This is a genomic window from Streptomyces sp. NPDC030820 (assembly GCF_055572075.1).
On sequence record NZ_JBVIEB010000027.1, the window covers coordinates 1 to 24,435 of the forward strand.

At 70.4% G+C, this 24,435-nt stretch carries 19 protein-coding genes and 1 pseudogene; 9 read left to right on the forward strand and 11 right to left on the reverse strand.

Annotated elements, in window-relative coordinates; all coding sequences use genetic code 11:
* Positions 1 to 160: 160 nt before the first annotated feature.
* Both ACZ418_RS41360 and ACZ418_RS41365 read right to left on the reverse strand, forming a co-directional pair.
* A pseudogene (locus ACZ418_RS41360) lies at positions 161 to 1,062 on the reverse strand (integrase core domain-containing protein).
* A gap of 231 nt (positions 1,063 to 1,293) precedes the next feature.
* Positions 1,294 to 1,959 (reverse strand): TetR/AcrR family transcriptional regulator, encoded by a 666-nt coding sequence (locus ACZ418_RS41365; protein WP_468373622.1) that lies wholly within the window; start codon positions 1,957 to 1,959, stop codon positions 1,294 to 1,296.
* A 156-nt stretch (positions 1,960 to 2,115) separates the two neighbouring features.
* On the opposite strand from ACZ418_RS41365, the gene ACZ418_RS41370 reads away from it, so the two are divergent.
* The 5 genes from ACZ418_RS41370 to ACZ418_RS41390 all read left to right on the forward strand — a co-directional run bounded on the left by ACZ418_RS41370 (position 2,116) and on the right by ACZ418_RS41390 (position 8,948).
* Positions 2,116 to 3,069, forward strand: a complete 954-nt coding sequence (locus ACZ418_RS41370) for a fumarylacetoacetate hydrolase family protein (RefSeq protein WP_453133197.1) — start codon at positions 2,116 to 2,118, stop codon at positions 3,067 to 3,069.
* Between the two features lie 96 nt (positions 3,070 to 3,165).
* Positions 3,166 to 5,103 carry an acyl-CoA synthetase gene (locus ACZ418_RS41375; protein WP_468373625.1) on the forward strand — a complete coding sequence of 646 codons (1,938 nt, stop codon included), beginning with the start codon at positions 3,166 to 3,168 and terminating at the stop codon, positions 5,101 to 5,103.
* Entirely contained in the window at positions 5,100 to 5,450 is a 351-nt protein-coding gene (locus ACZ418_RS41380; RefSeq protein ID WP_468373628.1) for a DoxX family protein, read from the forward strand. The genes ACZ418_RS41375 and ACZ418_RS41380 overlap by 4 nt, the downstream gene beginning before the upstream one ends.
* 430 nt (positions 5,451 to 5,880) lie before the next feature.
* Positions 5,881 to 7,647 (forward strand): FAD-dependent monooxygenase, encoded by a 1,767-nt coding sequence (locus ACZ418_RS41385; RefSeq protein ID WP_468373630.1) that lies wholly within the window; start codon positions 5,881 to 5,883, stop codon positions 7,645 to 7,647.
* Between the two features lie 149 nt (positions 7,648 to 7,796).
* Positions 7,797 to 8,948 (forward strand): VOC family protein, encoded by a 1,152-nt coding sequence (locus ACZ418_RS41390; protein WP_468373633.1) that lies wholly within the window; start codon positions 7,797 to 7,799, stop codon positions 8,946 to 8,948.
* 356 nt (positions 8,949 to 9,304) lie between these two features.
* Here ACZ418_RS41390 and ACZ418_RS41395 read toward each other — a convergent pair whose 3' ends face one another.
* From ACZ418_RS41395 to ACZ418_RS41420, 6 genes are all read right to left on the reverse strand, one after another.
* Entirely contained in the window at positions 9,305 to 10,009 is a 705-nt protein-coding gene (locus ACZ418_RS41395; protein ID WP_468373636.1) for a hypothetical protein, read from the reverse strand.
* 72 nt (positions 10,010 to 10,081) lie between these two features.
* Positions 10,082 to 10,429, reverse strand: a complete 348-nt coding sequence (locus ACZ418_RS41400) for a DoxX family protein (RefSeq protein ID WP_468373639.1) — start codon at positions 10,427 to 10,429, stop codon at positions 10,082 to 10,084.
* Positions 10,426 to 12,459, reverse strand: coding sequence for an acetoacetate--CoA ligase (locus tag ACZ418_RS41405; protein WP_468373641.1), 2,034 nt, complete (start codon positions 12,457 to 12,459; stop codon positions 10,426 to 10,428). Before ACZ418_RS41405 ends, ACZ418_RS41400 begins: the two co-directional genes overlap by 4 nt.
* A 16-nt stretch (positions 12,460 to 12,475) precedes the next feature.
* The gene (gene mhpA / locus ACZ418_RS41410) at positions 12,476 to 14,083 is read right to left on the reverse strand and encodes a bifunctional 3-(3-hydroxy-phenyl)propionate/3-hydroxycinnamic acid hydroxylase MhpA (RefSeq protein ID WP_468373644.1); all 1,608 of its coding nucleotides are present in this window, start codon (positions 14,081 to 14,083) and stop codon (positions 12,476 to 12,478) included.
* Positions 14,080 to 15,018: a fumarylacetoacetate hydrolase family protein gene (locus ACZ418_RS41415; protein WP_468373647.1), complete on the reverse strand. Its 939-nt coding sequence runs from the start codon at positions 15,016 to 15,018 to the stop codon at positions 14,080 to 14,082. Before ACZ418_RS41415 ends, mhpA begins: the two co-directional genes overlap by 4 nt.
* The gene (locus ACZ418_RS41420) at positions 15,015 to 16,160 is read right to left on the reverse strand and encodes a VOC family protein (protein WP_468373649.1); all 1,146 of its coding nucleotides are present in this window, start codon (positions 16,158 to 16,160) and stop codon (positions 15,015 to 15,017) included. The genes ACZ418_RS41415 and ACZ418_RS41420 overlap by 4 nt, the downstream gene beginning before the upstream one ends.
* A 137-nt stretch (positions 16,161 to 16,297) precedes the next feature.
* Here ACZ418_RS41420 and ACZ418_RS41425 point away from each other — a divergent pair, with 137 nt between their 5' ends.
* Positions 16,298 to 16,933 (forward strand): TetR/AcrR family transcriptional regulator, encoded by a 636-nt coding sequence (locus tag ACZ418_RS41425; protein WP_468373652.1) that lies wholly within the window; start codon positions 16,298 to 16,300, stop codon positions 16,931 to 16,933.
* Here ACZ418_RS41425 and ACZ418_RS41430 read toward each other — a convergent pair.
* The 3 genes from ACZ418_RS41430 to ACZ418_RS41440 form a co-directional block, all read right to left on the reverse strand.
* Complete coding sequence (locus tag ACZ418_RS41430) at positions 16,902 to 17,552, reverse strand: TetR/AcrR family transcriptional regulator (RefSeq protein ID WP_468373654.1); 651 nt, start codon at positions 17,550 to 17,552, stop codon at positions 16,902 to 16,904. The genes ACZ418_RS41425 and ACZ418_RS41430 overlap by 32 nt on opposite strands.
* A gap of 108 nt (positions 17,553 to 17,660) precedes the next feature.
* The gene (locus tag ACZ418_RS41435) at positions 17,661 to 18,707 is read right to left on the reverse strand and encodes a zinc-binding dehydrogenase (RefSeq protein ID WP_468373656.1); all 1,047 of its coding nucleotides are present in this window, start codon (positions 18,705 to 18,707) and stop codon (positions 17,661 to 17,663) included.
* 159 nt (positions 18,708 to 18,866) lie between these two features.
* The gene (locus ACZ418_RS41440; protein ID WP_468373658.1) at positions 18,867 to 22,088 is read right to left on the reverse strand and encodes a bifunctional cytochrome P450/NADPH--P450 reductase; all 3,222 of its coding nucleotides are present in this window, start codon (positions 22,086 to 22,088) and stop codon (positions 18,867 to 18,869) included.
* 248 nt (positions 22,089 to 22,336) lie between these two features.
* Between ACZ418_RS41440 and ACZ418_RS41445 the strand changes: the two genes are divergently transcribed.
* The 3 genes from ACZ418_RS41445 to ACZ418_RS41455 all read left to right on the forward strand — a co-directional run bounded on the left by ACZ418_RS41445 (position 22,337) and on the right by ACZ418_RS41455 (position 24,186).
* Positions 22,337 to 23,005, forward strand: coding sequence for a TetR/AcrR family transcriptional regulator (locus tag ACZ418_RS41445; RefSeq protein ID WP_468373661.1), 669 nt, complete (start codon positions 22,337 to 22,339; stop codon positions 23,003 to 23,005).
* 141 nt (positions 23,006 to 23,146) lie between these two features.
* The gene (locus ACZ418_RS41450; protein WP_468373664.1) at positions 23,147 to 23,485 is read left to right on the forward strand and encodes a hypothetical protein; all 339 of its coding nucleotides are present in this window, start codon (positions 23,147 to 23,149) and stop codon (positions 23,483 to 23,485) included.
* A gap of 104 nt (positions 23,486 to 23,589) precedes the next feature.
* Complete coding sequence (locus ACZ418_RS41455) at positions 23,590 to 24,186, forward strand: TetR/AcrR family transcriptional regulator (RefSeq protein ID WP_468373666.1); 597 nt, start codon at positions 23,590 to 23,592, stop codon at positions 24,184 to 24,186.
* The last annotated feature ends 249 nt before the right edge of the window (positions 24,187 to 24,435 follow it).

The following is a 24,435-nucleotide window of genomic DNA, read 5'->3' on the forward strand; positions in this document are numbered from 1 at the left end:
GCAAGTCCGGCGAACACAACCGCCGAAAGATCGTCTAGGGCAGACGTCAAGCATCACCCGACGCCAACCCGTCAACCATCAACTGAGACTCGACAGCTGGGATCCGACAGCTGGGATCCGACAGCGGGGTTCAGCTGCTTGTGCCACTGACGATCACCGATTACGCCTGGGCCGTGGTCTTCTGCTTGAGGCGTTCGTAGGGTGTCTGGCCGCCGAGGCCGCCGTGGGGGCGATGGTAGTTGTAGTAGTCCTCCCACTCGCGCAGCTTGTCGTTGAAGACCTCGGCGTCGTCGATGATGACGCCGTCCAGGAGCCGGTAGAACTCCTCGGCGTCGATGCGGTGGGAGCGTTCGACTTTCCCGTTCAGCCGCGGTGTGCGGGGCTTGATGTAGGTGTGGGCGATGCCCTTGTCGAGCGCGTGCCAGTGGAAGGCGGACTGGAACTCGGCGCCGTTGTCGGTCTGGATGACCTCGACCTGGAACGGTAGGCGCTGCAGTACGTAGTCGAGGAACTGGATGGCGGTGTTCTGGTTCAGCGTCGGGTGGATCCGCAGGACGCGCAGGCTGGTGCAGTCGTCGATCGCGGTGAACTGGAAGTACTTGTTGCGGCCGCCGCGGCGGCCTTGGGGCATCGAGGCGAGCGGCTCGATGAACTTGACGTCGATCTGGATGCGGTGGCCGGGCAGTTGCTTCTCGTAGCGCTTCCATCGGCGGTCGTGGCGCTTGTAGCGCTGGGAGGCCGGCAGGCGGCCCATGTCCAGGCGGTTGAGGATCCGATCTTCTCGGGGTCGAAGTGGTAGTTCTGCCGCAGATGGATCTTCCCGGCCACCTCGACGTGCGTCGCGTTCGGGGACGTCTTCGGGGCCTTGGAGCGGGTCCGCAGGCCCTCGACGCCCTCGGCCTGGTAGCGGCGGTACCAGGTGTAGTACGCCTGCCGGCTGATCCCGAAGTACCGGCAGGACATCGCGACGTTCCCGGTGACCTCTTCGACGTGACGGATGACGGCCAGGCGCCGCTTGGCCTCACGGTCAAGCGACCAGGTGGTGGGGGTGGACTTCGGCATGTGGATCTCCGTAGTGATCGGAGGCCCAGGTGTCAACGATGATCGTCAGTTTTAGACGGGCTCGATCGAGGTGCTGGTGGACGGAAAAGTCGTCGCCCGGGGCAGCGCCTCCCGGGCAGGTAAAACCGTCCTCTACGCCGAGATCCGTCGGGGATCCGCCGCGCCCCCTGAGCGTCACATTCGCGGACATGGGTAACGTGTCTCATGCGTCGCCGATCTTGCTCACCATTGTCAGGTCCGGGGCAGCGATGGCAGGGGCCGAGTGGCGATCTCCTGTGCTTCGGCGCGCGTCATGCCGAACATGCGCAGCAGGCGGAGGGCCAGCTGGTCGGAAACATGCGCGGCATCGAGGTCCGGGCGGGTCTCCAGTAGGTGGAGCACTCCGAGCAGGGCGCCACCGACCATGGCCACAGAAGTGCGCGGGTCGTCGATGTCCAGCCGTCCGGTGTCGGCGGCGGCCCGCAGATCCCGCATCGCCTGCGGAGCCAATCCGCTGTCGGAGGTCAGATAGGACATGCCCGTACGGACGAGGATCCTGGCGATCTGTGTGTGGGTGCGCTGCAGCCGGCCGGTCAGGCGGACGCTGGCGGCGAAGATCTCCGCGGGGTCCTTCAGGTCTCCCACGACGGATTCCAGGAGTGCGCCGTGTTCCTCCAGGGTGAGGGCGACGGCCGCGTCGAACAGTTCGTCCTTGCTGGTGAAGTGGTTGTAGAACGAGCCGAAGCCGACGTCTGCCGCCTCGGTGATCTCCTGGATGCTCACGTCGGTCCGCCCCTGATCGGCGAGGAACCGCTGCGCGGCGGCGATCAGCGCGGCACGGGTGCGCGCCTTGCGTCGGTCCACGCGGTTGGGCGTGTGGCTGGGTGTGTTGGCCCTGCCCTGTCGATCGATACCCATCTCTCCACCATGATCAGACGCATCAGCTCTGATTGTTTCATCACGACTGACTGCTGTTGACGGGGTCGTCATCTGGACTGATTCTCTCATCACTGCTGACTGGAGCTGCTCGCGGGAGCGTTCCGGTCGGTGCCTGTCCAGGACTCAGGAGAGCCGATGAGTATCCAGGTCGTCCGCACCACAGATGGCTGGTGGGTGGAGAGCGGCACAGGACGGCTGCACCGCGTCGACACCGATGCGGACACCACCGCCGGCCTGCTCGCCGACCGTTCCGCCGTGCAGCAGGCGGCTTCCCACGCCGCGGTTGACCCCGCCGCCGGGGTTTCGGTTGGAGAAACCGAGCTGCTGTCGCCTGTCACCACGCCCTGCCGGGTGGTGGCGCAGATGGTCAACTACCGATCCCACGCGGTGGACTCCGGGTTCGACCCGGACACCGTTCCGCCCGCGTTCTTCCGCAAGGCGTCCGGGTCCGTCAGCGGGCCCTACCAGGACATCGGGCGTCCACAGCACGTGCGTTTCCTGGACTACGAGGTGGAGCTCGGGCTGGTGATGGGCGCCGATTTGCCGGTCGGCACCGAGGTTACCGATGCCACGCTGGCCGAGTATGTCGCCGCGCTGGTCGTTGCGGACGACGTCAGCGCGCGTGACTTGCAGCTGCCCAAGACGCAGTTCTACGAGTCCAAGTCGTACCCCTCCTTCACTCCGCTGGGCCCCCGGCTGCTCCTCGTGGACGCCGACGACCTGGCCCGCCTGCCGGACCTGCGGCTCACGCTGAAGGTCAACGGGGCCACCCGCCAGGACCGCACCACCACGGACATGATCGTCCGGCCCGCCCACGCCCTCAGTCTGCTCGCCCGCTTCCAGAACCTGCAGCCCGGTGACGTCCTGCTCACCGGAACCCCAGGCGGCACCGCCCTGAAGTCTCCGGGCAAGCTCCTGACCACGCTTGCCGCCCTGCTGCCCCCGCACAAGCGCTGGCAAAAGTTCTTCGCCCGCCAGCAGGCGAACCCCGACTACCTCAAGGACGGCGACGTCGTCACGGCCCGTATCGCGACCGACGACGGCGCACTCGATCTCGGCGAGCAGCGCACGGTGGTGCGCGCCCGCTGACGGCTCCCGGGACCCCCGCCCGGGACCGGCCGGCCCGGCATCCCCGTACCGGGCCGGCCACTTGACCCTCATCCCTCACCCTGCAAAGGCGCACCGGTGACACTGACACCCACCGACCTGCTGTGGCCCGCCCCCGACAGCATCGCGGAGCTGCCTGCCATCGAGGCCGTACCGCTGCACGAGCGCGGCCTGCCCGCCACCACCTACGACACCGTGCTGCGCGCCGCCCGCCTGTGGCCGGACCGCCCGGCCCTGACGGTGCTGCCCGACGCCGCGCGCTTCCCGCGCCCCGCCACCGTGACCTTCGCGCAGCTGCGCGACCAGGTGCACCGCACCGCCAACCTGCTGCGCGCGCTCGGCGTCACCCGCCGCGCCGCGGTGGGCCTGCTCGCGCCGAACACCGCGGAGCTTCCCGGCGCGCTGCTGGCCGCGCAGGCAGCGGGCGTCGCCGCCCCGGTGAACCCGGGCCTGGCGTCCGAGCACGTCGAGCAGTTGCTGCGGCGCGGCGGTGCGCGGGTGCTCATCGCCGCCGGTCCGCAGCTGGATGCACAGGTGTGGGCCACGGCCCGGCAGGTCGCCGCGGCCTTGCGGCTGGACGCGCTGCTGGCGCTGGCCCCCACCCTGGCTGACGGCCCCGCGCCCGCTCTGGACCCCATCGAGGGCGTACGCGTCGGCTACCTCACGGAGCTTGCCGCGGCCCATCCCGCCGACCGGCTGGTGGACATCGAGCCCCCGACCGCCGACGACCTGGCCGCCTACTTCCACACCGGCGGCACCACCGGCGCTCCCAAGCTTGCCGCGCACACGCACGCCAACGAGGTCGTCGACGCCTGGATGGTGGCCGCGAGCATTCCTCTCGATGAGGACTCGGTGATGTTCGCGGCGCTGCCGTTGTTCCACGTCAACGCCCTGATCGTCACCCTGCTCGGCCCGCTGCTGCGCGGCCGGGGAGTGGTGTGGGCCGGGCCGCTGGGCTACCGCGATCCCGAGCTGTATCCGGTGTTCTGGAAGCTGGTGGGGCACTACCGCATCGCCGCCATGTCCGGCGTGCCCACCGTGTACTCCGTCCTCGCCCATGTCCCCGTCGACGCGGACATCTCCAGCATGCGGTTCGCCGCCGTCGGCGCCTCCCCGCTGCCGCCCGCCGTACGGGAGTCCTTCGAGGAGCACACCGGCATCCCGCTGTGCGAGGGCTACGGGCTCACCGAGGCGACCTGCGCCTCAGCCCTCGGCCTGCCCAGTCACACCCGCCCCGGCAGTGTCGGCAGGCGCCTGCCCTACCAGCAGGTCAAGACGGTGCGGATCGACCCGGACACCGGCGAGTGGCACGACCTGCCGCCGGGGGCCACCGGAACGCTCGCCGTCAGCGGCCCGGTCCTCTTCGCCGGGTACGTCGCCGAGCACACCGCCCACGGGCTTCGCCTGGAGAGCGCCGGGAAGATCCGCGACGGCTGGCTGGACACGGGCGACCTGGCCCGCATCGACGCCGACGGCTTCATCCATCTCGCCGGCCGCGCCAAGGACCTGATCATCCGCGGGGGCCACAACATCGATCCCGCCGGCATCGAGGACGTACTCCTCGCCCACCCCGAGGTCACCGCCGCCGCGGCGGTCGGCCGTCCCGACCCGCACGCCGGCGAGGTGCCCGTCGCCTACGTCACCCTCGCCCCCGGCGCCCAGACCGATCCCGCCGAACTGCTCACCTGGGTCACCGAACGGGTCCCCGAGCGCGCCGCCGCCCCGCGCGAGGTGCGCGTGATCGACGCCATCCCGCTGACCGCCATCGGCAAGCCCTACAAGCTCGGCCTTCGCCTGGACGCCACCCGCCGCGCAGTCCACACGGAACTGGTCGCCCAGGGCGCGGACTGCGCCCCGGAGCGCATCCTGTGCCGGCCGCACGACGGCGGTGTCCGCGTCACGGTGCCCGCCCTTGCCGACGAGGCGGTACGGAGCAAGGTCACCGCGGCCCTCGACCGGTACGTCCTGCACTGGCAGTACGCCCCCAGCAAGCCACTTGAGAGAGAAACCCCATGAGCACCACCGCCATCATTCTCGCCGTCCTCCTCGCCGGGATCTTCCTTCTGCTCGGGTCGGCCAAGCTCGCGGCAGTACCCGCGATGCGCAAGGCCGCGGCCCACGTCGGCATGACCACCACCCACTACCGCCTGCTGGGCGCTCTGGAGGTGGCGGCAGCGGCCGGTCTGCTGCTCGGCCTGCGGATCACTGCGCTCGGTGCTGCCGCATCTATCGGCCTGCCCTTGCTCATGGCCGGCGCCGTCGTCGTCCACCTGCGCAGCGGCGATCCGGCGGCCCGCTGCCTGCCGGCCGTCATCGCGGGTGCCTTGGCCGGAGCCCATCTCGTCGCGCTGGTCGGCAGCTAGCATCACCGCCGCCTGGGCTCCGAGGAGCATCACGATGAGCCGCATCGACGTCCGCCAGCATCTGCCGCCCTGCGCCTCCACGCGGTGGCTGGCCTAGCACAGCGTTCATACCCAGCCCGCCTCCGCAGGCCGCCCTTCGCACGGCTCGGACGGCACCCACCGCATCTCACCGCCTTGGCCGCCGAGGCCGGGTGCGGCCTCTGAATCGACACCACTGTTTCCGGCGTCCCTTCCGTGCCGTCCGGGCTGCCGAGGTCCGCCCGCAGCGAGCGGGCGCCTCTCGGAACGACCAGCCTTTCGCATCCGTGCGCCGCCGCCCGCTCAATCCGCGGACACCCCGCCTCGATCAATCGACCGGGCGCTCTTCCCCCGCCGCTCCTGAGCCGTCCCCACCCCATGGCCCCGAGCCGTGACACCCCATGGAGTACCCATGAACGACATAGACGTCCCCGTCCTCATCGTCGGCGGAGGCGGTGCGGGGCTCACCGCCTCCATGCTGCTCAGCCGCATGGGCATCGAGTCCCTGCTGGTCACCGCCTGGCCCAGCACCTCCGTCCTGCCCAAGGCCCACGTCCTCAACCAGCGCGCCATGGAGATCATGCGCGACGCCGGCGTGGCCGACACCATCTACGCCGCCTCCACCCCGGCCGAGCAGATGTCCCACACCGCCTGGTACGTCGGCCTGGCAGGCGACCACGAAGACTACGGCCGCAGGGTCGCCAGGATGGAGGCTTGGGGAGCCGGCGGGCACTCTCCGGAGTGGCTCGCGGCCAGCCCCGAGCGACAGGCCAACCTGCCCCAGATCCGACTGGAGCCGGTCCTGCGCACCCGCGCCGAGGCACTCGCCACAGGCCGGGTCCGCTTCCACCACGAGCTGACCGCACTCGCCCAGGACGACGAGGGCGTCACCGCCGCCGTCACCGACCGCGAGACGGGCGAGACCTACCGGGTGCGGGCCCGCTACCTGCTGGGCTGCGACGGCGGCCGCACCGTCGGCCCCGCCGTGGGCATCGTCCAGGAGGGCGTGCGCAACCTCGCCCGCGTAGTCTCCTTCCACATCTCCGCCGACCTGTCCCAGGTGGCGACCGACCCTGACGTGCTGATCCGCTGGCTGTGGCTGCCCGACCTCGGCATCCCCGGTGTTCTCGTGCCCATGGGCCCCAAGCACTGGGGTCCCGAGTCCGAGGAGTGGGTCTTCCACCTCAACTACGGGCCCGATGACGGCCGCGCGCTGGACGACGAGTCCGTACTGGCCGACCTGCGCACGGGGCTGGGCCTGAGCGAGGAGGACGTGACGGTCCACATGATCTCCCGCTGGACCCTGGAGGGCGTGGTCGCCGACCGCTACCGCGCCGGCCGCGTCCTGATCGCCGGCGACGCCGCCCACCGGCATCCGCCAACCGGCGGCCTCGGCCTCACCTCCGCCATGCACGACGTCCAGAACCTCACCTGGAAGCTCGCCGCCGTGCTGAAGGGCCATGCCGGCGACGCCCTGCTGGACACCTACGAGGCCGAGCGGCGACCGGCGGACGCCACCAACGTCCAGCGCTCGCTGGAGAACGCCATGAACCACATCGCCATCAACGCCCTCTTCGGCGGCGGACCCGAGGCCGGCGAGGAGGAGAACTGGCGGCAGGCCCGCCGCCTGTGGAGCGAGGACCCCGCCGACACCGACTTCCGCCGCACGTTCCTGGCGGCCGTGACCGCCCAGTCCATGGAGTTCAACGAACTGGGCGTCGAGTTCGGCTACACGTACGAGTCCGCGGCCGTCGTCCCCGACGGCACTCCCGCACCCGAGAACCCGGACCCGGTCCGCATCTACCAGCCCGCCGCCCGACCCGGACACCCGCTGCCCCACGCCTGGCTTGAGGACCTGGACGGCCATCGCGTGGCCCTGGCCCGCCTGGTGCGCCCCGGCCGCTTGCTGCTGATCGCCGGGGAGGACGGCCAGGCTTGGTGCGAGGCCGCCGAGAAGATCGCCACCACCAGCGGGCTGCCGCTCGACGCCATCCGTGTCGGCCACCTCGACGGCGACTACCGCGACCTGCGCTCCACCTGGACCACCGCCCGCGGGCACACCCCGCAAGGCGCCGTCCTGGTACGCCCGGACCGCTTCATCGGCTGGCGCACCCACGGTGCGGCCACCGACGCGGTCGCCGAACTGACCACCGCGCTGGACACCCTGCTGGCCCGGTAGGCGAATCCGCCACCACTGGTGCCACCCGCTCCGCCGACCAAGCTGACACGGTCGGCGGGGCCACCCCGCCCCCCCTTCCACCCCTTACTTGTGTCTCGCGACAGTGCCGCACACCGCCGTCGTGGGAGAGCCGCCCGAAGGGACCCGCCATGAACGACCCGACACCCACACCCGCCCCCACGGCCGACGCCCACCAGGGCCTGCACAGCGAACAGGGCGCCCTGCGCGGGGAGCACCCCGGCCGCGCGGTCCAGCCCGTCATCAAGGTGGTCGACCTGGCCTGGCTCGAGTTCACCAAGCCCGACCTGGACCGCGCCGAGACCTTCGCCCACGACTTCGGCCTGACCACCGCCGCCCGCACCGACGACGCCCTCTATCTCCGCGGCGCCCTGGCCGGCACCCACTGCCTGATCATCCGCCGCGGCCCCTCCTCCCGGTTCATCGGCCCCGCCTTCCAGGCCGCCGACGCCGCCGACCTCGACCGGCTGGCGAGCGCCACCGGCCACAAGGTCCGCCCCCTCACCGAGCACGGCGGTGGCAGCGCGGTCGACCTGCTCGATCCCTCTGGCATCCCGGTCCGCGTCGTCCACGGCGTCACCGAGCAGCCCGCACAGCCGCTGCAACAGCCCCTGGTCCTCAACACGGGCACCACCACCGCGGCCGGCCGCATCAACGCCACCCAGCGCCCGCCTCGCAAACCCTCCCAGGTGCAGCGCCTGGGCCACGTCGTCCTCTCCACCCGGGTTTTCCGGCGCGCCCTGGACTGGTACCTGCAGCACCTCGGCCTGATCGTCAGCGACTTCCTCTACCTGGACGGGCAGCGCGACCGCGGCCCCACCATGGCCTTCATCCGCTGCGACCGCGGCAGCGAACCCGCCGACCACCACACCCTGGCCATGCACCTCGGCCCCGACACGGGCTACGTCCACTCCGCCTACCAGGTCGCCGACCTCGACACGCTGGCCGCCGGAGGCGAGTACCTGCGCGAACGCGGCTACCACCACTCCTGGGGCATCGGCCGGCACATCCAGGGCAGCCAGATCTTCGACTACTGGCGAGACCCCGACCGCTTCATGCTGGAGCACTACGCCGACGGCGATGTCTTCGACAACACACTGGAACCCGGCTGGGCCGCCATGTCCGCTTCCGGCCTGGCCCAGTGGGGCCCGCCCGCCACCCGGGACTTCCTCGGCACCACCCCCTCGCCGGGGGCGTTCCTGCAGGCGATCTCCGCATTGCGCGAGGACAACGAGATCGACCGCGCCCGGCTGCTGGGCCTGATGAAAGCCCTGAGCAAGTGACCGCCACCACCACCCCTGAGATGTACCCGTCGTGTTCATCGGTGCCGCGCCCACCGGGCTGACCGCCGCGACCCTCCTCACCCGTGCCACCTGGTCCGTGCATCCATCGGCTCCCGGATGCAGGACCTCGCCACTTCCCAGCAGTGGCTGGCGAATGCTCTGCAGCACCCAAAGCAGGGACGCTGTCGCCGAACTGAGCGGAGGCATTCAATCTGCTGCGCCAACCGTCCCAGCTGTCGCAGGGCTGCCGGGCGTTGTTCCGGGCGCTCCTCCCGCGGGCCGACCTGTCGGCGTGACCGCAGGAACCGTGATCTCCTGATCGCAGCAGGAGCGGTGCTCGGCCGGCAGGTGCTGCGTCAGCGGCTCGTGTCGGCGTCGCCGTCGTCTTGGGAAGAACGCCGCGGTCTCCTGCCGCCCGGCGCGGAGTCGTCCCCTTGCTCTTGCAACAACTCAAGGAGTGCGGCATCCGCTCTTCTCTGATCTTCCTTCGTCAGCTCGACCGGTGCGTTGTTGTAGACGGTGTAGCGACCTGGATCGATGATGTTGGCGGCCCTCAAAATGAACGTCAGCAGGGGGCGCCAACCCTTGCGGTGGCCGACCCGAACTTGTAGCTGGGCCTTGTAGTCACGGGCCTCCGGGAGGAATCCGGAAAACGGTGCCTCGAACTCGAGGAAGAGTTGTTGCGCTTCTCTGCCGGGCACGACGAATCCGGCGGGCAGCTTCGCCTCCTCGTCCGGCCCCGGTTGGAGCCGGGACGGGGAGGACACCCACAGGAGTGGCAGATGAGAGGCGGGCTCATCGGGGAAGGTCAGGATGAGGTCCTGCACGACGATCGGTTTGGGACCGGTGTTGTGCAGGACGAGCGGCAGTCGTAGGCGTGCCGTGGAACCGTGGACGATCGCCGCGAAGGCATGAGGTTCCCACGCCTTCAGGCGTCCCTGTCGGGCGTTGAGCCACCAGAACGACGCGACGGTGAAGAGCAGTGCGCAGACTGATACCACACTGGCGCCGGTAAGCGATGAGGACGCGATCTGATCCGCCGCGACCATCAGCGGAACCACAGATTCAGTCTGCCAGCCCCGCCGTGGGCTCGCTAACAGGACGAGTGGAGGCCGACAGTCCCCCGGAACGGGTCAGAGGCCGGCGAGGAGTACGAGATACCAGGCGACCAAAGCAGCGCATGTCACCGCGGGGAGGAGTTTGGTCAGCCCGTCGCCCCTGCGTACGTGCGTGGTCACGGCACCGGCGAGCAGCATCAGCAGCCCGATACCGGCCAGGCCGCCGCACAGCGGTACGACCGGGCCGAGGGCCACGCCGATGGCGCCCGCCAGCTCCAGCGTGCCGATGACCCGGTAGGCCGCGGTGGTGAAGCCGGCGTGGGCGGCCAGCTCGGGCATCGGACCCAGGGCCAGGATCTTGGCCGCGCCCAGCAGGGCGAAGATCAACGCGATGAGACAGGTCAGCGAGGCGGAGAGGATCACGAGGCGCCTTCAGGGGTGTGCGGGCGGCGGGCCTGGCGGCGTTCGGCGCCCAGGCCGGCGAAGTAGCCGATCAGGTCGGGGTTGTCGACCGCGGAGGGGTTGAGGACCTGCTCGGCGGGGGCGCCCTGGAGGAGGCGCTTGACCGGGACCTCGAGCTTCTTGCCGGTCTTCGTGTGCGGGATGGCCGGCACGGCGAGGATCTCGTCGGGGACGTGGCGGGGTGAGGCGCCGGTGCGGATCGCGTCGCGGATCTTCTCGCACAGGGACTCGTCCAGACCGACCCCGTCGGCGAGGACCACGAAGAGCGGCATCCAGTAGCCGCCGTCGGGTTCCTCCGCACCGATGACGAGGGCCTCGGCGATCTCGGGGAGGTGTTCGACGATGTCGTGGATGTCGGCGCTGCCCAGCCGTACGCCGTTGCGGTTGAGGGTGGCGTCGGAGCGGCCGTGGACGATCACCGAGCCGTGACCGGTGAGCGTGATCCAGTCGCCGTGCCGCCACACGCCCGGGTAGGCGGTGAAGTAGGCGTCGCGGTAGCGGCTGCCGTCGGGGTCGTTCCAGAAGTACAGCGGCATGGACGGCATGGGCCGGGTGACGACCAGTTCGCCGACCTGGTCGACGACCGGCCGTCCCGCGCCGTCGTACGCCGCGAGCGCCACGCCGAGGTTGGGAGCCGACAGTTCACCCGCCCACACCGGGGTGGTGGGGGCGCTGCCGGCGAAGCCGGAGACGACGTCCGTGCCGCCGCTGGTGGAGGCCAACTGGACGCCTGCGCCGACGCGGTCGCGGACCCAGGGGTAGGCGGAGGCCGGCAGGGCGGAGCCGGTGCAGCCGATGACGCGGATCGCCGAAAGGTCGTGCACGGCGGGGTCGACGCCGAGCTTGGCCATAGCCAGCAGGTACTGGGGACTGGTGCCGAAGACGGTGACCTTGTGGCGGGCCGCCAGCTCCCACAGGACGTCCGGGCGCGCCACCGGCGCGGGGCTGCCGTCGTAGGTGCAGGTGGCGGCGCCGGTCAGCAGGGTGGAGACGACCAGGTTCCACATCATCCAGTGGGTGGTGGTGTACCACAGCAAGCGGTCTCCGACGCCCAGGTCGCAGTGCAGGCCGAGGATCTTGAGGTGTTCCAGCAGGACGCCTCCGTGGCCGTGGACGATGCCTTTGGGTAGCCCGGTGGTGCCGGAGGAGAAGACGATCCACAGCGGGTGGTCGAACGGAACCGGGGTGATGGCGAGGTACTCGGTGCGGCCGGCCGCGTCCTCCCAGGGAACCGTCAGCCTCGCGACCCGGGTCGCGGGCCACGCAAGGCTCAGGTGGTCCACGAGAATCGTGGCCTTGAGCGTGGGCAGGGCGGCGGCCAGGTCGAGGGAGGCTGCGCGGCGGTCGTGCGCGGTGCCGTTGAAGAGGTAGCCGTCCGCCGTGATGAGCACCGTGGGTTCGAGCTGGGCGAAGCGGTCGGCGGCGGCCTTGGGTGCGTAGTCCTGGCCGCACACCGACCACACCGCGCCCAGGCTGGCTGTGGCGAGGAAGGCGATGACGGCGTGGGGGCTGTTGGGCAGGTAGCCGACAACCCTGTCGCCGTGTCCGACGCCGAGGTCGCGCAGGGTGGCCGCGACGGAGGCGACCTGGGCGCGCAGCTGCCGGCCCGTGATCTCGTAGGCGGCTCCGGTCTCGTCCAGTGCGGTGATCGCGGGGGCGTCCGGGTGCAGGTTGCGCAGTGCGTGGTGGGCGTAGTTGAGGGTGGCGCCGGGGAACCAGCGTGCGCCGGGCATGGCTTCCTCGGCCAGCACCCGCTCGTACGGAGTGGTGGCGTCGATGTCGAAGTACTCCCACACCGCGGCCCAGAATCCTTCCAGGTCCGTGACGGACCAGTGGTGCAGGGCCTGGTAGTCGGTCGGGTCCGGAATCCCTTCGGCGCCCTGGTGTCGGGCGGCCCAGCGGGCAAAGTCCGCGATGCGGCTGCCAGCGGCCGCTTGGGGGTCGGGCGGCAGGAAGGGCTCCGGACAGGGCGTGGAGTGCGGGGTGGCCATGGTGTGGTGTTCCTCGTCAGGGTGCGGGCCGGGCTTCGGCGGGGCGGCGGGCCGTGTGCAGCAGGGGAGCCCAGGCGGCGGCGTCGGTGAAGTCGCCGGTGCCGGCGGGGACGGTGTCCATCACGACGCGGTCGGGGCGCAGCAGGACGGCGTCCGCCCGGCCGCGCGCCAGCCAGGCGCTCAGCGTGCCGTCGTCGTCCAGGTCGCCGACATGGATCACGGATGCGCCCAGGGCCGTGGCCACGCCCGTCATCCGTGCCGTGGGCGGCAGGGCGGTCAGCACGGTGAAGGAGTCCCCGAGGATGTCGTCGAGGCGCTCTCGCCTGCCGTCGACGATCACCCAGGGTTGCGGGCAGAAGGTGCCGGCCAGTGAGCGGCCGGTCAGCCGGGGGCGGCGTCGTACCAGCGGATTGGCGGCCAGGGCGGGGCTGAGGTCGCGGCTCACCGCCGCGGTCACGCCGGGGATGCGGCAGGCCGCGCCCACCACAGCTCGGCGGATGGCCGCACCGCGGTCCTGTCCGCCAGTCATGGCCCAGCCGACGGCGACCGCGACACGGATCACGTGGCGGGCGTGCGGCTTGCGCTCCTGCTGGTAGGTGTCCAGCAGTCGGTTGTCTGCGCCCTGCTGAAGGACGCGGGCGAGTTTCCAGGTGAGGTTGCGGGCGTCGCGCAGGCCCGCGCACAGGCCCTGCCCGATGAAGGGCGGGGTGAGGTGGGCCGCGTCGCCCAGCAGGAACACGCGTCCCTGGCGCCACCGGTCGGCGAGGCGGGCCCGGAAGGTGTACTGCGCCTGCCGGATCACCTCGAAGTCGTCGCCCACGTCCCCGTGGGCAGCGGACGGCAGGTCGACCCAGGGGGCGACCAGCTCGCGCAACTGCTCCAGCCCTTCCGGGCCGTCCAAGGACTCGCCCTCGGCCAGCCGGAACTCCCAGCGGTAGCGGTCCTCGCCGACTCGCATGAAGGTGGCCGGGCGGGTGGGACAGCAGATCTGCTCGGCGCCTTCCCAGGTGCGCACCGGGAGGCTGGTGCGCACGTCGATGACCCGCCAGCTCTCCTCGAAATGCAGGTCCTCCCACACGGCGCCGATGGCGTCGCGGGTGATGCTGCCCGCGCCGTCGCAGCCGAGGACGGCGTCGGCCCACACGTGCTCGTCCTCGTCGCTGCCGTCGCGGCGGAAGGTGACCCGGACCGGAGCCGTTCCGTCGGTGTCCTGGCTGACGGACATGACCTCCACCCCGCCCCACAGCTCGCACTCGGGGCGACGAGCCAGGGCGTCGCGCAGCAGCCGTTCCAGCTCCGGCTGGTCGAACATGCTGGTCTGCGGGAAGCCGTGGTGCCCGTGCAGGGACCGCGGGAACTCGGCGATCACGCGGCGCCGAGCGTCCAGCAGCCGCAACCCGGGCGCCGGCCTGGCGAGGGTGGCGAACTCCTCGTGGACGCCGACACTCTGCAGGATCCGGCGAACCTCGTCGTCCACGACGACGGCGCGCGGCAGGGGGTAGATGTCCCGGTGGCGTTCGAGGAGCAGGCTGGGCACTCCGTGCCGGGCGAGCAGGAGCGCGGCCGTGACTCCTACGGGTCCCGCGCCGATGATGACTACCGGTCTCCGGGATGCGGCGCTCACGTCGCGTCCGCCACAGCGGTCCGCTGCTCGCCCAGGTCGATCCGCCCGTCGGGGGTGGCGATCGAGGCGGTGACGAGGTCACCGTCGCGCAGATACCGGGGGTTCTTGGCCTGGCCGTTGAAGAACGCCTTCCACTTCAGCGCAGGCGGCAGCAGCGCGGCGATCTTCTCGACCGGCTTGGGCGGAGCCTTCAGGGCCGTGCCGCCGGGCGTACCGGTCAGCAGCAGGTCGCCCGGGTCGAGGGTCTGGAAACGGGCGAGCAGGGTGAGCGCCTGCGCGGGCCGCACGATCATGTCGGCCAGGGTGCGGTCCTGACGCGTTACGCCGTTCACCGACAGCCGCAGTCGCAGGTCGATCAGACGGTCGAAGTCCTCCGGCTCCAGCAGGGCCAGGTACGGCCCCGTCGGGGTGAAGGTCGGGTAGGACTTGCTCTCGTAGAACTGGGTCTTGGTCAGCTGGACGTCGCGGGCGCTGACGTCGTTGGTGAGGACGAGCCCGGCGACGCACGAAGGAAGGTCCTGCTCCTCCACAACCGTGCCCACCGGGAGCGTCGCGCCCATGACGAGGCCGAGTTCGACTTCGTAGTCGAGGAAGTTCACGTGTGCCGGGCGGACGATCGTGTCGTGCGGGCCGCTGACCGAGCCGGACGCCTTGCGGAAGAAGGTGGGCGGGATGTCGCCGGTGAACCCGGAATCCTTGGCGTGGCTGCGGTAGTTGACCATCTGGGCGACCACCCTGCAGGGGGTGGTGACCGGGGGCAGTGCCACCAGGTCGGCGACGGGTGTGCCGCGCTCGCCGGAGGCGGCGGCCTCCCGGACGGCGGCCCGGTCGGCGAGCAGTTCGGCGGTGGTGACCGCCTTGGTCTCGATGCGGACGGCGCGCTCGTTTCGGACGGCCCACCAGCCGTCGGGGGTGCGCAGCACGTTGGTGCTCATGAGCTCATCGCTTTCATCAGGCCCAGCAGGCGTGCGGGGTCGAGTTCGTTGTCGTCGCGCAGGGCCGTCATGACCTCGCGGAGCTTGGCGGGGGAGGGGTTGGTGCCCAGGAAGTCGCGGGTGACGGGCGGGCCCCACTGGGCCAGGCCGCTCGCCGACATCGGTGCCCATCCGGGTTCGAGGTCGCAGGAGAACAGGTCGCCGTCGGCGAAGTGCTCCAGCATGAAGTGGTCGGGGTCGCGCCAGTAGTCGAAGAGCTGGCTGCCCTGGATGTGTCGGCCGATTCCCCAGCTGCGCTTGTATCCGCGCTCGGCGAGGTACTCGCCGCCGGCGGCGATCGCGTCGAGGTCGGTGACCTGGTAGGCGGAGTGGACGTAGCCGGTGCCCGGCCCGAGGTGCAGGGCGAGGGTGTGGTGGTCAACGGGCAGGCTGCCCTGGTCGCAGCGGATGAACGCCATGGTCGGCCCGCGCTGGCGCTGTCCGTCCAGGAACAGGAAGTCGGACACGATCATGCCAAGGGTGTCCAGGTACCAGTCCAGGGTGCGGGTGAACGTCCGCGTCTCCAGCACCACATGCCCGAGGCGCTGGATGCGGGACGGCTCACGGGGCGGGCGCTGGGTGGTGTTCGTACGACGGCCTTCGATGCCGGTGTTGAGGATCAGCGGCTGCTGCCCGGGCAGCGCGGGCAGCGGTTCGGCGCAGTGCACCACCCGCACCGGGAGTCCCGAGGGATCGAACAGGGCGACCGACCGGCCGCCGCCGGGGACGTCGATGTCCCGGACGGTGTGTCCGACGGCGGCGGCCAGCCGGTCGACATCGGCCCGCTCGGCCGCGCGGAACGCCGGCCCGAGGAAGCGGGACGCCCGCCCACGCCGGATGACCATGCAGGGCGAGCCCGCGAACGTGCCGCGCAGCCACAGCTCGTGATCGGTGCGCGCGGCGATCGCGAAGCCGAAGTCGCGGGCGAACACCTCGGCCCGGTCCAGGTCGGGCTTCTCGAACTCCAGCCAGGCCAGGTCCGCCACCTTGATCACGGGATTCCGGGCTCGTCCGGGGTGCTCTCCGCGCAGGGCGCCCTGCTCACTGTGGAGGTCTTGGTGGGGCGTCAGAGGACCGCCCTTGTTAACGGGGATGTGGGACATGGTGTCCTCCAAGCAACACTGCCGTAATGAGGAAATCATCAACTCTGGCGTTTCTCGTCGTCAATAGGTGCAGCCCAAATAATTGAGGATCTCATCAGTAATGGCAGCGTCATCGTTGCGACGGTTACACTGGCCGCATGCCGACGTCAGCCCCGCCCAAGAACCGCTTCGAGCGACGCCGTGCCGAGACCCGCCAGGCGCTCGTCCGCGCGGCCCGGCAGATCCTCGCGGAAACCGGGGACACGAGCGCGAGCATCCAGGCCATCGCCGAGCGCGCCGATGTCGGCTTCGGGTCCTTCTACAACCACTTCGAGTCGAAGACGGAGCTGTTCGACGCGGCGGTGACGGACGCCCTGGAGGAGTTCGGGCAGGTCATCGACGCGCGCGTGGAAGGCATCGACGACCCCGCCGAGCTGGTCGCGGCCGGTTTCCGGCTCACCGCCCAGATGGCCGACTCCCACCCCGAACTCCTGCGGATCCTGCGCGACCGCGGCCTGTCCCACATCCACTCCGACACCGGCCTCTCCCCGCGCGCCTTGCGCGACCTGGAGATCGGCATCGCCTCGGGCCGCTTCACCTGCGGCAACGCGACCACCGCCCTGTCCGCACTGGGCGGCACCCTGCTGTCCCTCGTGGCTCTCCGGCTGGACCGCCCGGACCTCGACGGCGACGAGGCCGCCTCCGACCTGGCCGAGATGGTCCTGCGCATGCTCGGTATCCCCGCGGACGAGGCCCATGCGGTCACCCGGCGCCCCCTGCCCGGCCTCGTCTGACAGCCGTCTGAACCCGGAGCGCAGCCACCTGCGGTGCCACGCCGGCGGCGACGAGGAACGCGGTCGCCGCGGCCTCACCCGTGGGGTCCGCCCATGTGCACGCGGCGTTCTCCTCGGCGAGGGCCAGCATCAGTGCTTCCAGGGCTCGGGCGAGGACGGGCGCCGGCAGGTGGTCCGCGAACACGCCTTCGCGCTGACCACGTCCTAGGGTCGCTACGGCCTCCTCGCGGGCCGGTGCCAGGGTGGCGCGCATCGCCTCGTCGCCCAGATGGCGGCGCCCCAAGGCGATGAGCATGCGGTACTGGTCGCCGACCGCCCATCCCGCCAGGACCATCCGCGCCATCGCCTCGAGCGGATCGGCATCCTGGGTACGGTCCCCGGTGAACGCCCGCTGCAGCGCTCGGCCCGCTTCGCGCGCCAGGTCGGCGATCAGCGCCTGCCGGCTGGGGAAGTGTCCGTAGACGGTGCGCCGGGCGACGCCGGCGGCCTGGGCGATGCTGTCGAGACTCGCGTCAGGGTGCTCCCGCAGTTTCTGCCGGGCGGCCGCGAGGATGCGTACACGATTGGAGTGAGCATCCCTGCGCTGCGGAGTACGGCCCGAGGTGTCGGTCGTCTGCATGGTTCTTCCTCTCCACGGTGGCCGGAAAGCCGCGGGCGCCGGTGCTCCCTCACGCACCGGCGCCCACTCACCCCTGCCCAGGGTGGCTTGTCGTCCTGCTGACGGGCGTCAGGGGACGAGGATGAGGCGGATCGGGTCGCCGATCTTGTTCTCCAGTCGGTGGACCGCGTCGGCGGCCTCGACGAGCGGGATGTGGTCGGTGATGGAGGGGGCCAGGTCGAGGCGGCCGGCCGCGGTCAGCTGCACCAGCTCGGAGACGGACTCGGGGAAGCCGCCGTAGTGGCCGCGCACCTGCTTCTGCAGGTAGTTGAAGGTCAGGCCCTCGGTGATGGTCAGCGGCCGGGGTGTGATGCCCACCAGGATCAGGGAGCCGCCCAGGCCGAGCACGGAGGCGGCCTGGTCGCGGACGGCGGGGACGCCGGCGCAGTCGAAGGCGAAGTCGAGGCCGCGTCCGCCGGTGGCTGCGCGGACCTGGTCGGCGAAGTCGGGGGCTGCCGGGTCGAGCGCGAGGTCCGCGCCGAAGGCCAGGGCACGCTCGCGAGCGCTGGGCAGCGGGTCGACGGCGATGATCGGGGCGGCGCCGACCAGGCGGGCGAGGCGTACGTTGTGCGCGCCGACTCCGCCCACACCCCAGACGCCGACGGACTGGGCGGCACGGACGCCCGCGGTGGCGACGACGGCGGCGTAGGGGGTGGAGACCGCGTCGGGGATGATCGCGGCCTGGTCGAAGGGGAGGCTGTCGGGGATGGGGATGAGGGTGTCCTCGCGGGCGATCACGTACTCGGCCCAGCCGCCGTCGTAGTCGATGCCGGCGGTGAGCATCTGGGTGCAGGGGCGGTGGCGCACGCATCCGGCGCACTTGCCGCAGGTCTTGCCGGCCTCCAGGGTGACGCGGGCGCCGACGGGCAGGCCGCGCTTGAGGTCGGGGCCGAGCGTGTGGATGACACCGGAGACCTCGTGGCCGACGGTGATGGTGTCGGAGGTGGCGAACAGCGGGACGAGGGAGCCGTCGAGCAGGTGGACGTCGGAGAGGCAGACGCCGGCGGCCTTGACCTCGATGAGGACCTCGCCCGGGCCCGGCACGGGGATCGGGACCTCTTCCACGGCGAACTTCTTGCTGTCCAGGTGGAAGCGTCCGGCGAGCATGGTGTCCATGGTGATCTGCTTTCTGTGAGCGGCACGGCCCGGTGGTTCGGGCCATGGGTGCCATGGGGTGTCTGATGGCTGGTGGGGCCGGGAGGCGTGCGGGGGAGGCAGGACGTCCGCACGCCTCCCGGCGGCTGGGGGTCAGCGCGCCTTGACGGCGTGCGACGGTCAGGCGAAGACGTCCTGCTGGTAGCGCTCGTCCGCTTCGAGCTGGGCGAGCCACTGCTGGGCCCTCTCGTCGTCGCTGCCGGTCTTCTGGCGGTGGATGGCGGCGAGGGCCTCGCGGACGGCGGGGGCCATGCGACGGCCGTCACCGCAGACGTAGATGTACGCGCCGTCCTCGATGGCCTGCCACACCGTGTCGGTGGCATGGGCGATGGCGTTCTGCACGAACCGGGCTGGGTGGCCGGTCACCGCGGAGAAGGCGGTGTGGATCTGCGCGATCCCGGCCTGCTCCCAGTCCTGCATCTCCTGCTTGTAGAAGTAGTCGTGCTCCGGGTGGCGGCAGCCGACGAATACCTGGGACAGGCCCACCTGGGTGCCGTTCGCGTGCTGTGTCGCCCGCTCCTCCAGGAAGCCGCGCAGCGGCGCGATGCCGGTGCCGGGGCCGATCAGGATCAGCGGCGTGGCGGGGTCGGCGGGCGGGGCGAACGTCGGGGAGGGCACGCGGACGTAGCCGTAGACGACGTCTGCGGGCTCGAGGCCGGCGATGTAGGAGGAGCAGGTGCCGCGGTACTGGCCGTCGCCGGACAGGGCCGGGCCCTCCAGCAGGCCGACGGTCAGGCGCACATGGCGCGGGTTGGCGGACGGGGCGGAGGAGATGGAGTAGAAGCGCGGGCGGATGGGGCCCATCATCTCCAGGAAAACCGCCAGCGGCAGCTCGACGGCCGGGAAGCGCTCCAGCAGGCCCAGGACGGAGATGCGCTTGCCGAGGATCTCCTTCTGGTAGCGCTCCTCGGCCTCCTCCGTTTCTGCGGTGTACGCCTGGAGCTGCGGCCGGGTCCACGGGCACTCGGTGTACTCGGCGAGCGTCTGGATCTGGGAGCGGGTGGCCACGTCCTGCAGCTCCAGGAACTCGGTGAGCAGGATGCCGGCGGTGACCGGGGTGCCGACCGGCAGGTGGGTGCGGCCACCGGCCGGCTGGTCGAGCCGGAGCACCTGGTCGTAGTCGACGCCGAGCCGCCTCAGTGCCCGCTCCACCAGGGCGAGTTCGTTCTTGGCGAAGACGGCCAGGTGGTTGCCGGTGTCGTAGGTGACGCCCTCGGGCAGCTCGAAGGTGATGGACTTCGCGGACGGGCGCGGCGGCTCGATGCTGAAGTCCCACAGTCCGGTTGCGTCGGCCACGAGCTCCTCGTTGGCGACCACGGTGAGCGGGTACGCCTGCTCGGAGACGATGGCGGGGCGCACGTCGGACTCGGTGAGCAGCTGGACCTGGTAGCGGGGGCCGCTCGCCTGGGAGATGTCGGCGGCGTACTCCTCGGCCAGAGTGGCCCACAGGGTGTTCATCCACCGCGTGGCCATGCCGTCGAAGTCACCGGCGGCGTCCGCGATGCCGCGCTCGACGATGGGGGTGGCGCCGGCGGCCAGCAGACCTTCCTCGATCCGCTTGGGGAATGCCTGGTAGGTGGCCACCCATTGGGTGTTGCCGGCGCCCAGCAGCGCGTACCGCACGTTGGACAGTGAGCCCTCGGGCAGTCCGGCGGCGAGCAGGTCGTCGAAGCGCTGGGCGTTGTCGGGGGCCTTGCCGTTGTAGCTGGCGGCGACGACGGCGAGCAGTCCCTCGGTGGGCAGGTTGTCGCCCAGCTCGTCCAGGCTGACGAGGGTGGTGCCGAAGCCGGAGCGCTCGCTGCGGTCGGCGATGGTGCGGGCCAGGTCCTCGCAGGAGCCCAGGCTGGAGCCGTAGGCGACGGTCAGGTTCACACCGACACCGCTGACCGCTGCCTGCGCCTGCGTGTCGCCGGTCTGCAGGTCCGCGGCGCCGAAGACGGTCCGCTCGTGCTCCTGACGACGGCGGACGACCAACTGGAAGTCGCCGGGCTTGCGCGTCAGCGCCTCGCGGACGTCCATCTTGTAGTCGGTGGTGTCGGAGAACCTGAACTTCTGCAGCACCAGCGCCAGGGCCAGGCGGGCCTCGGTGAGCGCGAACTGCCGGCCGATGCAGGCACGCACACCGTTGCCGAACGGCTTGTAGGCGTGCGGGTGCTGCTGGGCCCGGTTCTCCGGCAGCCACCGGTCGATGTCGAACTCTTCCGGCCGGTCCCACGCCTTGGGGTGGGAGTGCAGCGCGCCCATGAGGATGTTGGCCCTGGTTCCCTTCTTCAGCTCGTACCGGTCGCCGATGACGGTGTCGTCGATGGGCGCCTTGGCGATCAGCGGGATGGGAGCCCACAGGCGCAGGGTCTCCTCCAGGATCCGCGGGATCACGTCGAGCTGCATGATCGTGTCGTAGTCCGGGACCGTGTCACCGGGCAGCAGGCGGTCCACCTCGGCGTACGCCTGCGCCAGCACGTGCGGGTTGCGCATCAGCGAGTAGGTGGCGAACGACAGCAGACCACTGGTGGTCTCGTGACCGGCGATCAGGAAGGTCACCACCTGGTCGCGGACGTTGTCGTCCGCCAGCAGCTTGCCGGTCTCAGGGTCGGTGGCCTCCAGCATCAGGCCGAGCAGGTCCTCCTCACCGGTGCCCTTCCCCTCGCGGCGCTCCTTGATCACGCTCTCGACCAGGTCGCGCATCAGCTGGATGTTCTGGCGGTACTTCCTGTCGTCCGCCTTGCGGAGCTTGGTCATCATCGGCAGCTCCTGGGAGCGCCGCATCGACTCGATCAGCGCCTCCAGCAGCGAGTTGAGGAAGGGGTGCAGTTCCTCCTTGTCGAAGGACTTGAACCGGTAGCCGAAGCCGGACAGGACGATGGTGTCCAGGGTGAGCCGGGTGTAGTCGTCGGTGATGGCGACCGGCTGACCCTCCCGGCTCTCCCACTTGCCGACGAGGTTCTGGGCGATCTCCAGCATCTGACCGAAGTAGGTCTTCATGGCCCGCTGGCTGAAGGCCGGCAGCAGGATCCGGTGGGCCATGGCCCATTCCTCTTCGTGCTGGTGGGCCGTGAACAGGCCCGCCCCCGTGTAGTCCCGCACATGGCTCAGCGGCGTCTTGTCGATCTGCTTGAAGAACCGCGTCTCGTCGCAGACCTCGGCCACCAGGTCAGGGTCGTAGACGAAGACCTGCTCGATGCCTGCGATGTCCATGCCGTAGATGCCCTCGGGGAACCGCTTGGACAGCTCACCGAAGTACTCCACCGGGTTGGTGTCAGGGATCTGCGGCGTGTGGCCGAGCAAGGGGATCCCGCGCGGGGACCGGATGGGGCGAAGGTCGTTCGCGGAGTGCGTGGTCATGTCTTGCTCCTCTGCGGAGGGGGTGGAGGGGATGGGCAAGGGCGCGCTGCGCAGGTCGATGCCGTGCCGTACGGAAACATACACCGTATGGAATTGGAACCATACGCGGTACGGAAAGTGGAGTGCAACCCCGGGAGCCCAGGTGGGGCTGTGGTGAAGCTCATTTCCATACCGTGTACGGAACTGGTACCGTACGAGGTATGGAAAAGAAGGTGAGACGTCCCCCGCGGGGAACGAGGAAGAGAGACGTGCCTCTGACGGAGGCCGGGATCTACGCCGCCGCCCTGCGGCTCATCGACGAGGACGGCGTCGAGGCGCTCACCATGCGCAAACTCGCCACCGAGCTCGACGCGAACCCGATGTCGCTGTACCACCACGTGCCGAACAAGGAAGCCGTGCTGCGCGGCGTGACGAGAATGGTCGGCGCCCAGTTCCGCACCGTGACGCTTGAGGACGCTCCCTGGCAGGAGCGGATCCGTCTGCTCGCAACGGACTTCCGGACGCTGGCACACCGTCACCCCAAGCTGATGGCCTACTCGTTCAGCCACCAGCCGGACTTCATCCAGCCCGACGACCCGTTCTGGACCGCGCTCACCGCGATCGTGGCGGCCGCCGGGGTACCGCGGTCGAAGGCCCCGGAGATCGCCGCGCTGATCGCCGCCGTCGTCGTCGGTGTCCTCGCCGCCGAACTCAACGGCGCACTCCACCAGTGGTCGACCCTCAAGCCCTACGGCCCTGAAGCCGACGAAGACGGGGCCGCGGACGCACACCCTGGCTCTACGAGTGCGGCCCCTGAAGGCCCTGACCAGGACCACATGTTCCGCCTCGTGATGGACACGCTGATCACGGGCCTGGAAAGCCGGCTCGCCGGCGATCCGGACGGTCGGGCGCGCCGGCCATTGAGCCAGTCAGCCTGAGACGCTGTGCCCCAGGCACTGGCGCCTGAGGCGCGCCCGCGGTCGGGCGATCCCAGGCTGCGACACACGGGAGCCCCCCGTCACGTCGGGTGAGACCGCCCGGCGGAGTGGTTCCACACCCAGCCTCTACACGGCAGCCGTATGCCGACGCTGCACCGTGAAATGACCATGCTCGTCGGCTTGTTCCTGGTCTCCATCCCCCATCCGCTGTCCGGAGGGCTGCCCCCCATGTCCCAGAACGCCACCGTCGCTGCTTGCGGCGCCGAGACCACACCTGAGAATGTGCCCGACCTGTCGCACCGGCGTCGCTGGTGGATTCTGTTGGTCATTTCCCTGTCGATGCTGATGGGTGTCCTCGACGGCACCATCGTGAATGGTGGGTCTGGTGGTGACCGTGCTGCTGTACCGCCGTGGCGTGCCCCAGCAGAACGAGAACGCTGCATCCGTCGTGCACATGTAGCGGGACAAGCAGTGCTTTGAGGGCCACCCACCTTCGAGGGGGGGCGAACAGGGTCTTTGCGGCTCTCCTCCCTTGCCCAATGGATGCCCCATAGGGGCAGCGACTCGGGTTCTATCAGCGGAAGGTGTACCAGGTGGAAGATCGAACAGATCCGCGTCTCTTGCGCAGTCGTGAGGCCATGGTCGCGGCGGCCACCGCGTTGCTCACGGAAGGTGGGCTGGAGGCCGTGACACATCAAACGGTTGCGACTCGTGCCGGCGTCGGCAGGGCAACCGTCTACCGGCACTGGCCGAGCCTTCTCGACCTCCGCCTGGCCGCGCTGGAGGCCGGCATGCCCCCTCTCCCTCCGGTACCCGAGGAGCTTCGGGCCGCTTCGGGCAACGATCCGCGAGCGGAGCTCGTTTACCGTCTGAACGTGCTCGCCGAGCGTTGGGACGACGAGCAATCGGGGGCCGTCCTTGCCGCGGTCCTCGGGGGCTCACGGCACGACGAAGGTATGCGCCGCCTCCGGGAGTCACTGCTGAACCAGATCGCCGAGGCCCTGCGTCCCGCGGTTACCGCAGCCGTCGAGCGCGGCCAGCTCCGGCCCGACGTCACCCCCGAGACATTCGCCATGGCCACCGCCAGGCCGCTGTTCTTCGAGCGCTTCTTCGTCGGAAACCACCTGGGACGCGACACCGTGAACGCCGTCGTGGACGCCGCTTTGCGAGGTTGGTCCTAGGTGTAGCGGCTTGCGGCCGCGAAGCAAGCCAGGCCATCCGTCCGACAAGGTCTCCGCCCTTCAACTCTTCGCAGCGGGTTACGCCTTCCTTCCGCAGCGCTTCGCCGACCATGTTTGCCGATGCTCTGCTCGCCTGGACGGTGTAGGCAACTCGGCCGTCGTCCACCAGCGGGCTTGCGGGGCGAGCGCGAAGCGGACAAACGGCGGCCAGACTTCTGTCGGTGGACTTCGAAAAGGCGTGAGATCAGA